Here is an 11233-nt window from a genome sequence, read left to right on the forward strand (position 1 = left end):
ACAAAATCTTGCTACGGAATGGCTCTGGCTGTACAACAATGAGCGGCCAAACATGGCTATAGGAGGAGTACCCCCAAGACAACTGCTGCAAGCAGCCTAAATTCTACGAATAGCTGTATCGGCAAATGGGGGGATTACACTCACGCCATGGAAGAACAGTCCTTGAAAATATTTGAGGATCTTGATTCAAGGATAGAGAATTACCCAGATTTTCGAATGCGTGTAAAAGAGTACATTTTTGCCACTCAAAATCAAAAAGATAAATTAGAAAATTCGCTGGAATTGAACGGCAGTAGCGCATCACTATTAAAAGATGTGGCGGCAAAAACGCTTGCATTTACTCAATCGGTTAGCGGTATGCCACTGGGTGATGAGGTAGTAAAGGCTGTGCTGAGTGCCTATACCTTTGTTCACATGAAAATTGGCTCGTATAGTATTTTAGTTGCTGTGGCAAAAATGCTAAATGACAGTCAGACGTTGCTAATGTGTGAGCAAGCATTAACTGATGAAGTCGCCATGGCCCAGTGGCTAAAGGGAAATATGACTGCAATAAGTGAAGAGTATTTACTGCGCGTATTGAATGACGACGACAGAGCCGATAGGTAATTGATAGTTGAAATTATCATTTAGGTAGGAGGACCCATGAGCGAACGTAATTATTTGGCAGGTAAAAAAGTAGCAATTTTGGCAGCCGATGGATTTGAACAAAGTGAATTGCAGGTCCCTAAAAATGCACTGTTGGCGGTTGGTGCAACGGTAGACGTTGTATCGCTTCAGGAAGGGACAATACGAGGCTGGCGAAAAGGCGATTGGGGCGATGAGGTAGATGTCGATAAGCTAGTGAGTGAGGTCGCGGCCGATGATTACAATGCACTGGTTTTACCCGGCGGGGTGATGAATCCTGACACCTTGCGCGAGAGCAATGACGCGCTTGCTTTTGTGAAGGGATTTTTTGGTGAAAACGAAGTAAAACCGGTCGCGGCTATTTGCCATGGACCTTGGCTGCTTGCCGAAGCTGATGTTCTTAAAGGCCGCATTGTGACATCTTATGCCAGTATTAAAACGGATTTAATAAACGCTGGTGCGAACTGGATTGATAAAAGTGTAGTCGTCGATCACGGTTTAGTGACAAGTCGGGTGCCGGGTGACTTAGTTGAATTTAGTCAAAAATTAGTGGAAGAAATTGTTGAAGGTCGGCATGCGGCTTAAGACATTGTGAGTGGTCTTATTCGATCTGGTGGGCTTTTAAATAATTGAGCATTGCGCGTGGCAAGTGTACAGCGACGTGTTAGTCACGCCGCTGTACAAACTTGTTATCGCGCAATCGCGATGGCTACGCCTTGGCCGCCACCAATACACAGTGTCGCCAAGCCTTTCTTGGCGTCTCGGCGTTTCATTTCATGGAGCAGGGTAACCAGAACCCTTGCTCCAGAAGCGCCAATCGGGTGACCTAGCGCGATTGCGCCGCCATTAACATTAATAATGCTGGTATCCCATTCTAGTTCGCAGTTTACCCCCAAGGATTGTGCTGAGAAGGCTTCGTTGGACTCCACGAGGTCGAGATCACTAATAGCCCAGCCCGCTTTGGCTAGGCATTTTTTTGATGCGGGCACGGGACCAGTACCCATAATCGCGGGGTCGACACCAGCGCTTGCATAGCCAGCAATCGTCGCGAGCGGGGTGAGTCCGAGTTCCTTCGCTTTTTGCTCGCTCATGATCAGTAGCGCCGCAGCGCCATCATTAAGTCCCGAGGCATTGCCGGCAGTGACACTGCCATCTTTTTGAAATGCCGGACGCAGCTTGTTCAGCGATTCGGCGGTGGTGTCTTTGCGCGGAAATTCATCTGCTGTAAAGCGGATTGGGTCGCCACGGCGCTGAGGTATTTCGACGGCTACTATCTCATCGTCAAATTTATTGTTGGCGATGGCCTGTTGCGCTTTTTCTTGGGACGCGGCAGCAAACGCATCTTGTTGCTCGCGGCTAATAGCGTATTTTTTGGCGATATTTTCGGCGGTAACGCCCATATGGTAATCGTTAAAGGCGTCCCATAAACCGTCTTCGATCATGCTATCTTTTAAAACCCAGTTGCCCATTTTTTGACCGTCGCGGGATTTAGGCAATACATGCGGCGATAGGCTCATATTCTCTTGGCCGCCGGCAATAATGATGTCGGCGTCGCCGCAGAGGATCGCTTGGGCGGCGAGGTGCACCGCTTTTAAGCCGCTGCCGCAGACTTTGTTAATGGTCATCGCAGGACAGGTTTCTGGAAGGCCTGCGGCGATAACGGCTTGTCTTGCGGGATTTTGGCCCGCCCCGGCAGTGAGCACTTGCCCTAAAATTACTTCGTCAATTTGGGTGGCGCTAATACCGGCGCGACTGATTAATGCTTTAATCACCGTGGCGCCGAGAATGTGGGCGGGCACGGCTGACAAAGCGCCATTGAAATTGCCTATTGCAGTGCGAGCTGCGTCAACAATGACGACTTTACGTTCAGGGGCTGCAATCATATTGCGTCTCCGGTGTTGAGTGACTGATGATAGTAATGTGATCAGGCTTAAAATGTCATTTCAGGTACAAGGTCAGGTACAACCAGCTCACCCTCGGTGAGTCTGATGATATCCTCGACACTAACGCCGGGCGCACGTTCTTTTAGCCAAAACTTATTATCGGCAATTTCGATGTAGGCTAAATCGGTGACTACTTTCTTTATGCAGCCCGCGCCGGTGAGAGGTAGGCTGCATTTGGTTAACAGCTTAGATTCGCCATGTTTACTCGCATGGGTCATGGTAACAATAATATTGTCGGCACCGGCGACAAGGTCCATTGCACCGCCCATACCTTTAATCAGCTTGCCCGGAATCATCCAGCTGGCGATGTTGCCCGAAACATCCACCTCGAATGCGCCCAATACGGTTAAATCGACATGGCCACCACGAATCATGGCAAAGGATTCCGCTGACGAGAAAATCGATGCGCCTTTAGCTGCAGTAACGGTTTGTTTGCCCGCGTTAATCATGTCGGCGTCGATTTCATCTTCTGTTGGAAATGGCCCCATACCGAGCAAACCATTTTCCGACTGCAGCATTACCTCAATCCCCTCGGGTACGTAGTTCGCAACCAAGGTTGGGATGCCAATGCCTAAATTCACGTAATATCCGTCTTGTAGTTCACGCGCCACACGTTGCGCCAGTTGTTCACGAGTTAGTGCCATGGTGATTCTCCTTATGCGCTGCGTACGGTGCGTTGTTCAATGCGTTTTTCGAAACTGCCTAGAATGAGGCGGTCTACATATATGCCCGGAGTGTGGATATGGGCTGGGTCTAGGGAGCCTAATTCGACGATCTCTTCCACTTCAACAACGGTGATTTTGCCCGCCGTAGCGGCCATTGGGTTGAAGTTTTGCGCGGTGTGGCGAAAAACTAAGTTACCGTAGCAGTCTGCTTTCCACGCTTTGATGATCGCAAAGTCGCCAGTAACAGCCTCTTCAAGAATATAGTTGCGGCCATTAAATTCGCGCACCTCTTTGCCCTCGCCAATGGGCGTGCCATAGCCGGTAGCGGTGTAAAAGGCGGGAATGCCAGCACCACCGGCCCGCATTTTTTCGGCCAGAGTGCCTTGCGGTGTTAGCTCAACTTCGAGTTCGCCCGCTAATAGCTGTTGCTCAAAAAGTTTGTTCTCGCCCACGTATGACGACACCATTTTTTTGATTTGCTTGTCTTCCAGTAGGATGCCCAAGCCAAAGCCATCTACCCCACAGTTATTAGAGACAATCGTGAGGTCGCGGCAGCCTTTACGCTTGATCTCGCTAATTAGGTTCTCTGGGATGCCACAAAGACCAAAACCGCCGGCGATGATGGTCATGCCGTCTTCTAGACCAGCCATGGCCTCGCTATAACTACCCACTATTTTATTAAAACCAGCCATTGCTGCGCGCTCCTAGATTAATGGTGGGATTCCTGGGTCCCGGGCTTCTGGAAACAGAATTACGATTAAGGGCGTGCCCTCCTATACCTTGCTAACAGTGACCTGTCTGTATATATTTATCAAATGGATATATTTTATTAATTAATAGATTTTATAAATAAATAAAAGGGTGTTGTCATTAACGTCACGCTAAAGCAGGTTCGCGCCTTTGTGGCGGTAGTGCAATCACGCAGTTTTGCGGAAGCGGCCATTGCTCTTCACTTGTCGCAACCCGCTTTGAGTAGCGCAATACAAGTGCTGGAGGCCATGGTTGGTGGCCAGTTGCTGGTGCGCACTACACGGACGTTCGCGCTAACGCCTGAGGGCGAGGGATTTTATCCCGTAGCCCTGCGCCTACTGGCCGATTGGGATGGGGCTTTTAATGATTTACATAAACGCTTTGCCCTTCGCGAGGGTAAGATCAGTATTGCCGCTATGCCGTCTTTTGCGAGCAACCAATTACCCATTGCCATGCGCAATTTCAAAAATAATTACCCCGAGGTTCAAATAACCCTAAACGACGTCATTGCTGAAGAGGTTGTGGCCATGGTCCGCAGCGGGCGGGTTGAACTCGGGATCAGTTTTGAGCCCGGCGACGGCAAGCGGCAGGGTAATGACGCTCTCATATTTACGCCGCTGTTTGACGACTGCTTTGTGGCCGTGCTCCCCCCCGAGCACGCCTTGCTAAAGCAGACCCAGCTGAGCGCCAAAGAATTACTTGAATTTGACTTTATCAGCCTACAAGCGCCATCTGTTGTTCGCAAAGTGATATTCAGAGAGTTTGCCAGCCACGGGCTTTCGATTGTAGCTGCGTATGAAGCTCATCAGCTGGCCACTATTGGCCGTATGGTGGCCAACGGGCTTGGGGTGAGCGTGGTGCCGTCACTTTGTCAAAAACAGATGTATGAGCTTGGCGCGCATTGCCGGCCACTATTAAAGCCGATGATCCGGCAGCAAGTTGGGTTGATCACTCACCGCCATTACCCTTTGTCGGTTGCCTGCCACGCTATGGCCAATATTCTTCAGGAAAACTTTGCAAATGGTGTCGCAAGCGTTTGCTAGTTTGCCGCTATTTATGGAAGTGGCGTCGGCTATGTCATTGTTATCATCATTGTGTATTGCTGAAGAGAATTTAATAATGACTCCCAGTGTCATGCGCTTATATTGGATAACACATGCCCTACATTGCTTGGCAATAATTCATTATCTGGACAAGTTTTATGAAAGCCATTGGCTACAAAAAATCACTGCCTATTAACGACGCGGCGTCATTAATCGACATCGAGCTTCCTCAGCCCATTGCCACGGGGCGTGATTTACTGGTGAAGGTTAAGGCTATTGCCGTTAACCCCGTTGATTCTAAAATTCGTCAGAAGGCTGTAAACGCCGACGGCAGCTTTAAAGTGATTGGCTGGGACGCCGCAGGCGAGGTGATTGCGGTCGGTGACGCGGTAGGTAAATTTAAACCAGGCGATGTGGTATACTACGCGGGCGATCTTACCCGTCCAGGTAGTAATGCGGAGTACCAGTTAGTTGATGAGCGCATTGTCGGTAGCAAGCCTAAGAGTTTATCTTTTGCTGAGGCCGCCGCACTGCCCTTGACCACAATTACCGCATGGGAGCTGTTGTTTGAGCATCTGGCGGTAAGGCAGCAGAGTGCAGATTCAACTGCGCAATCCGATGAGGTCATTTTGGTGGTGGGCGCAGCCGGTGGCGTTGGCTCTATTTTAATTCAGCTCGCCAAAACGATTACCGGTGCCACTGTTATTGCCACGGCTTCGCGGGCAGACAGTCAGGCTTGGGTGAAGTCGCTCGGCGCAGATCATGTTGTCGATCACACTAAGCCACTGTTGCCGCAAATAAAGGCCTTAGGGATCAAACAGGTAAGTCATATTGCAAGTTTGAACGGTACTGGCAGTTACTTCGACGATTATCCAGCTGTGCTGGCGACCTTTGGCAAAATTGCCATGATTGACGACCCCGCGACGCCATTAGAAGTAATGAAGCTAAAAACCAAAAGCCAGTCCCTGCATATCGAGTTTATGTTTGCCCGTTCTATGTACCAAGCGGCAGATATGGATGAGCAGAGTAAACTGCTGACCCGCGTCGCTGACCTCGTTGATCAAGGCTATGTTAAAACCACCAGCGGTAAAAACCTCGGCCTTATCAATGCCGATAATCTAAAGCGTGCCCATGCCGAACTAGAGTCCGGCACCGCGATTGGTAAAATTGTCTTGCAGGGCTTTTAGCTTATAGGGGAAGCGGCGCGACAGGCCTTATTTGGTCGCGCTGAGTGTCGGGACACTCGCTCTGTACTCGAATGAAATGATTGAATAGAGGCCGAGACCGCAGCGTCTTAGGTCTTTATAATTGAATTGAGATTACCCTGCCGGAATCCCAATGAGCACTTTTCATGTCTGTCTTTATCCAGTCACTGTCATTTTCGTTTTCGATAACGGGGCCTATTTTTGTCGTATTGGCCCTCGGCGCCTACCTTAATCGTATTCACCTGATTAATGACAACTTCGTCGAGGTTGGCACCAAGCTGGTGTTTAATATTACCCTGCCGGCTTTGCTGTTTTTAAGTATTAGTCAGACCAGTATTAGCCATTCGGCCAATGTGTCGCTGGTGGTCTTCGGTTTAATTGCCACATTGTTGGTGTATTTCTTATTGGAGTTAATGGCGCGATTCCTAGTGGCTGCGCGGGAAGATCGCGGCGTGGTAGTGCAGGGTGGATTTCGCTCGAACCTGGCGATTATCGGGCTGGCCTATTGCGTGAATGCCTACGGCGACCGTGGTTTGATTACGGCTTCTTTGTACTTGGGTTTGGTGACGATTTTATACAATATCTTGGCGGTCATTACCCTGAGTCGCTCATTGAATCGCGATGGTGGCCTGACTGCGACGTTCCGAGGGATTGTGCGCAACCCGCTCATTGTTAGTATTGTTGCGGCCTTGCTGTTTGCCGCCTTAGATTGGCGTCTACCGGCCTTGATTCAGCACAGCGGTGAGTACTTTGCACAACTGACTCTACCGTTGGCACTGCTGTGCACCGGTGCGAGCTTGAACTTTAAAGCCTTGCGGGCCGACTACCGGGGTGCGCTTATCAGCACTGTGTGTAAATTATTACTAGTGCCTATGCTGCTCATTGTTGTCGGCATTGCGCTGGGTTTTCGGGGTGTCGAGCTGGGGGTGTTGGCCTTGATGTCGTCGGCGCCGACCGCGGCGGCCAGCTATGTGATGGTGCGGGCGATGGGCGGCAATGCGACTTTGGCGGCCAATATTATTGTGTTGACGACGTTGGGCTCGCTGCTCACCACCAGCTTAATTATGTTCTTGTTACGAAGTTTTGGCTTGGTGTAACTAGGAGGGGAGTGGGAGGTAACGCGCGGTTAGGCGCGTTCTAATTCTTGCTCTACCCAGGCAAATACTTGGTCGTATTTTTGTGGCAACAAGGTGTGCAGTTCGCGCAAGGCGTTCTGTACAACACCTTTTTGCGGATGATTTAGATTGATATGGCCGAGCTTGCGGCCCGGGCGCACGTCTTTGCCGTACCAGTAACACTGGGTGGTTGGGATTTTTAGCCAGTCAATATTGCGCGCTACGCCAATCAAATTAATCATCACGCTCTGGCCGCGGATATCTGGTGCCTTGAGCGGCAAACCACTCACCGCCCGTAAATGCATCTCAAATTGGCTGACGCAGGCGCCAGCTTGAGTCCAGTGGCCGCTGTTATGAACCCGTGGTGCGAGTTCATTGACCATTAGCGCGTTACCCACTCTAAAGCACTCCATAGCCATCACGCCGACATAATCGGTGCTGTCCATGATCTTGCCGAGCATCGCTTCTGCTTGCGGCTGCAGGTGAGTCGCTCGGCTTAAGGGCGAAATCGACGCCATTAAAATACCGTTTACGTGCAGATTCAGCGTGAGCGGATAAAAGACTTTGTTGCCGTCTTTGTCTCTGGCGCCAACAAGGGATAACTCCTCATTAAAAGGGATTTTTTGTTCGGCAATGCCAGTGCCCAGCCAATCGGCGGGAATCACGCCGCCTTCGGTCTGGTGCAGCCAGTGCTGACCCTTGCCGTCGTACCCACCTTCGCGGCGCTTCAGCAGCACGTGGGGACCGAGTTCAGTGTGCAAGTTTTGAGCTTGGCTGTCAGCATTCACTGCTCGCCATGGAGCGGTGCTGATGCCTAAGTTGTCGAGCATGGTTTTTTGGTGAAAGCGGTCCGCGATGCGGCCAAAGATATCAGCGTTAATAAAGGCGGCTTGGCTGCTTAAGTGGCGAGTCATCGGAGTGTCTGGCCACTGCTCGCGCTCAACGGTAACGATGTCGTCGGCGGCTATACTTGGTAAGTGCTCACTATCGGGCTCCATTGGCTTAACTTCAAGCGCTAATGGGTAAGCTGCCTGTTTTAGCATGGCGCCCAATTGACCGGCGCCGAGTACCCATACCGTTGGCATTAGACTCTCCTCGGGTCCGGGTTGTCGAGTACGTCCTGAGTCTGTTTGGCGCGGAAAGCCTCAAGCTTGGCAGCGAGGGCGGCGTCAGTTAGGGCCAGAATTTGGCAGGCCAATAGGCCGGCGTTAAACGCGCCGGCACTGCCAATAGCCAGTGTGCCGACGGCAATACCTTTTGGCATTTGCGCAATAGAGAGTAAGCTGTCGACGCCACTGAGTGCGCGGCTTTGAACTGGCACGCCGAGTACAGGCAGTCGGGTTTTGGCGGCAACCATACCGGGCAAGTGAGCCGCGCCGCCAGCGCCGGCGATAATAACCTCGAAGCCACGAGCAATTGCCTGATCAGCAAATTCCATCAGTTTATCGGGGGTGCGGTGGGCAGAAACCACTTCAACGTGGTGCTCAACGCCGAGTTCGCTCATGATCTCAGTGGCTGGGCGCATGGTCTCCCAATCACTTTTTGAGCCCATTATCAGGGCAACTTTTGCGGTCATTGCTTGGCTCTCTTCGCGTGAAAGCCGCGTATTATACGGGAATTATTGCCGGAGACCGAGTTTCTGTGCAAATCGAGGCGAAAGGCGATTAATAATATCGTCGCGCCGTTATTCTGATTTTAAACTGCAGTTCTAAGTTGTTGTAATTTCTATATAAATAAGAAGTGTCGCGATATGCCGTGAAGTGTGTTGGTGGCGAGCACAATCAGGCAAACTTTTGCACCTTCGTGGCAATATGGCTTATGGTCTGCTGTTCTCATTGCTACGTAAAGTGATTGTAGGGCATTTTGTAACAAAAGCCCCTTAACCGAGCCTAATAAAACCCGTAGCCCAATACAGGACCACCATGCACGATACCTTGGCATTATTGGAAGTGACCGACTTCCCCGCAATATCCCGCAAGTCCCTCGACACCTTGCAGGTGAATCTTGGCTATAAATGCAACCAGCGCTGCCTGCACTGTCATGTGAACGCAGGGCCGACCCGCACCGAAATGATGGCGGCGGACGGCATTGCCATGATCCCCCAAGTATTAAAAGCGCGGCAAATTCAAACCCTCGACTTGACTGGGGGCGCGCCGGAGCTGCACGAGCAGTTTCGTGAATTGGTTTCTGCGGCGACGGCGCTAGGGGTGAAAGTGATTGACCGTTGCAACCTCACTATATTATTTGAGCCGGGACAAGAGGGCCTAGCCGAATTTTTAGCAGAAAATAAAGTCGAGGTGGTTGCCTCCCTGCCATGCTATTCACTCGAGAACGTGGATGCCCAGCGCGGCGAGGGTGTGTTCGACAAGAGTATTGCTGGTTTGCAGTTACTTAACTCATTGGGCTACGGCAAGACCGGCTCTGGTTTAACACTGAACTTGGTTTATAACCCGCAGGGGCCAACGCTGCCGCCGAATCAGCAGGCGCTTGAGGCGGATTATCGCCGCGAGTTAATGGCGCACTTTGGTATAGCGTTTAATCACTTGTTTGCACTGGCCAATATGCCAATAAAGCGATTTGGTTCTACCTTGGTTTCTAAGGGGCAGTTCGCACCTTATATGGAATTGCTGAAAAACAACTACAGCGCCGCCAATTTGGATTCCGTGATGTGTCGTAATTTAGTGAGTGTGGATTGGCTGGGAAATTTATATGACTGTGATTTTAATCAGCAATTAGCACTGGGCTTGTCCAATAAAACCGTAAGTCATTTGCGTGATTTATTGCAGAACAGTTTAGACGGCGACGACATAGCGATAGCCGATCATTGTTTTGGCTGCACGGCAGGACAGGGTAGCAGCTGTGGTGGCGCCTTATAGTGCTAAATACACTGCGCAGCAAGCGTAATTAAATAAGGTTTTTAAACAAAATAATAAGGGGCGAGCATGGCATTGCAAACTAAAGTATTGGTGGCGGTATATTTATTAACGGCAGTTGTGGCACTACTGATGACCTGGGTCCATGTGCCCGCTTATTTAGGCAGTGGCTTTGCCGATGCGAATATTCAGTTTTGGAATGACGCACTGTTTAATGCGAACCCCGCTGGCAAGTTTTTAGCAGTAGATGTTTTGTTTCTCGCGTTTGCCTGCAATGTGTGGATGTTTATCGAAGCGCGGCGTATCGGCGTTAAATATGTGTATGTTTATGTTATTGCGGGGATCGTTGTTGCGATTAGCGTTGCATTTCCTTTGTTCATGGCCGCAAGAGAATTGCGGGTGGCAGCGATGGATAAGCACTTTACCGGCGATAAAATTAAGGCGGTAGATGTAGTCACCTTGGTAGCGCTATTTTTAATCGGTGTATTCGCTGCGATCGCGATACTGTAACGGCTTTGTTTGTTTAATTGGGAGGCGCTATGCACGACCTTGTACAAGATTATTACGGCAAACAACTGCAAAGCTCGGCAGATTTAAAAACCACCGCCTGCTGTGATTTCACCGCGATGCCGGAGTGGCTAAAGCCACTGCTAGGCAATATTCACGACGAGGTGTTGTCGCGCTACTACGGCTGCGGCTTGGTTTGTCCCCCGCTGTTAGAGGGCTGTCGGGTGCTGGATTTGGGCTGCGGCAGCGGTCGCGACGTCTATGCCCTAGCGCAAATGGTCGGTGCAAGTGGTGAGGTCGTCGGGGTAGATATGACCGACGAACAGCTCGCGATTGCCGAGGAGTATAAAGACTACCATGCTGAAAAATTTGGCTTTCAAAATGTGCGCTTTTTAAAAGGCTTTATAGAAAAGTTAGATGAGCTGGATTTGGAAGCCGCTAGTTTTGATGTGGTAGTGTCTAATTGTGTCATCAATTTATCGCCAGACAAAGATGCGGTGCTGCGCAG

Annotated in this window: 13 protein-coding genes; 8 read left to right on the forward strand and 5 right to left on the reverse strand. The window is 50.4% G+C overall.

The genetic code is table 11. From position 1 onward, the window contains the following. Positions 1-147 precede the first annotated feature (147 nt). Together ABYP33_RS15145 and ABYP33_RS15150 are read left to right on the forward strand one after the other, a co-directional pair. Positions 148-606: a DUF892 family protein gene (locus ABYP33_RS15145; RefSeq protein WP_373091999.1), complete on the forward strand. Its 459-nt coding sequence runs from the start codon at positions 148-150 to the stop codon at positions 604-606. 36 nt (positions 607-642) lie between these two features. After that, positions 643-1209 carry a type 1 glutamine amidotransferase domain-containing protein gene (locus ABYP33_RS15150; protein ID WP_373092000.1) on the forward strand — a complete coding sequence of 189 codons (567 nt, stop codon included), beginning with the start codon at positions 643-645 and terminating at the stop codon, positions 1207-1209. A gap of 104 nt (positions 1210-1313) precedes the next feature. On the opposite strand, the gene ABYP33_RS15155 is transcribed toward ABYP33_RS15150, so the two are convergent. Genes ABYP33_RS15155 through ABYP33_RS15165 form a run of 3 tightly spaced genes read right to left on the reverse strand, consistent with a single transcriptional unit; the run spans position 1314 to position 3924 of the window. Then, positions 1314-2507, reverse strand: a complete 1194-nt coding sequence (locus tag ABYP33_RS15155; RefSeq protein ID WP_373092001.1) for an acetyl-CoA C-acetyltransferase — start codon at positions 2505-2507, stop codon at positions 1314-1316. Between the two features lie 47 nt (positions 2508-2554). After that, positions 2555-3211 (reverse strand): CoA transferase subunit B, encoded by a 657-nt coding sequence (locus ABYP33_RS15160; RefSeq protein WP_373092002.1) that lies wholly within the window; start codon positions 3209-3211, stop codon positions 2555-2557. Positions 3212-3222: 11 nt separating this feature from the next. Next, positions 3223-3924, reverse strand: a complete 702-nt coding sequence (locus tag ABYP33_RS15165) for a CoA transferase subunit A (RefSeq protein WP_008252237.1) — start codon at positions 3922-3924, stop codon at positions 3223-3225. 177 nt (positions 3925-4101) lie between these two features. Between ABYP33_RS15165 and ABYP33_RS15170 the strand changes: the two genes are divergently transcribed. The 3 genes from ABYP33_RS15170 (at position 4102) to ABYP33_RS15180 (ending at position 7327) form a co-directional block, all read left to right on the forward strand. Then, positions 4102-5025 (forward strand): LysR family transcriptional regulator, encoded by a 924-nt coding sequence (locus ABYP33_RS15170; protein WP_373092010.1) that lies wholly within the window; start codon positions 4102-4104, stop codon positions 5023-5025. Between the two features lie 158 nt (positions 5026-5183). Further along, on the forward strand, positions 5184-6212 hold the full coding sequence (locus tag ABYP33_RS15175) for a zinc-binding alcohol dehydrogenase family protein (RefSeq protein ID WP_373092003.1): 1029 nt from the start codon (positions 5184-5186) through the stop codon (positions 6210-6212). 164 nt (positions 6213-6376) lie between these two features. After that, positions 6377-7327, forward strand: coding sequence for an AEC family transporter (locus ABYP33_RS15180; protein WP_373092004.1), 951 nt, complete (start codon positions 6377-6379; stop codon positions 7325-7327). A gap of 29 nt (positions 7328-7356) precedes the next feature. On the opposite strand, the gene purK is transcribed toward ABYP33_RS15180, so the two are convergent. Both purK and purE read right to left on the reverse strand, forming a co-directional pair. Then, a complete protein-coding gene (purK, locus tag ABYP33_RS15185; protein WP_373092005.1) occupies positions 7357-8430 on the reverse strand; it encodes a 5-(carboxyamino)imidazole ribonucleotide synthase in 1074 nt (357 codons plus the stop codon). Continuing rightward, a complete protein-coding gene (gene purE / locus ABYP33_RS15190) occupies positions 8430-8921 on the reverse strand; it encodes a 5-(carboxyamino)imidazole ribonucleotide mutase (protein WP_373092006.1) in 492 nt (163 codons plus the stop codon). Before purE ends, purK begins: the two co-directional genes overlap by 1 nt. Before the next feature lie 346 nt (positions 8922-9267). Here purE and arsS point away from each other — a divergent pair, with 346 nt between their 5' ends. The 3 genes from arsS to ABYP33_RS15205 all read left to right on the forward strand — a co-directional run. Beyond that, positions 9268-10221, forward strand: coding sequence for an arsenosugar biosynthesis radical SAM (seleno)protein ArsS (gene arsS / locus ABYP33_RS15195; protein WP_373092007.1), 954 nt, complete (start codon positions 9268-9270; stop codon positions 10219-10221). Positions 10222-10287: 66 nt separating this feature from the next. Continuing rightward, entirely contained in the window at positions 10288-10728 is a 441-nt protein-coding gene (locus ABYP33_RS15200) for a DUF2834 domain-containing protein (RefSeq protein WP_373092008.1), read from the forward strand. 29 nt (positions 10729-10757) lie between these two features. After that, positions 10758-11233: methyltransferase domain-containing protein (locus tag ABYP33_RS15205; RefSeq protein WP_373092009.1), on the forward strand; the 476-nt coding region annotated here is incomplete at its 3' end.

This window comes from Zhongshania sp., assembly GCF_041584495.1.
GTDB lineage: Bacteria > Pseudomonadota > Gammaproteobacteria > Pseudomonadales > Spongiibacteraceae > Spongiibacter.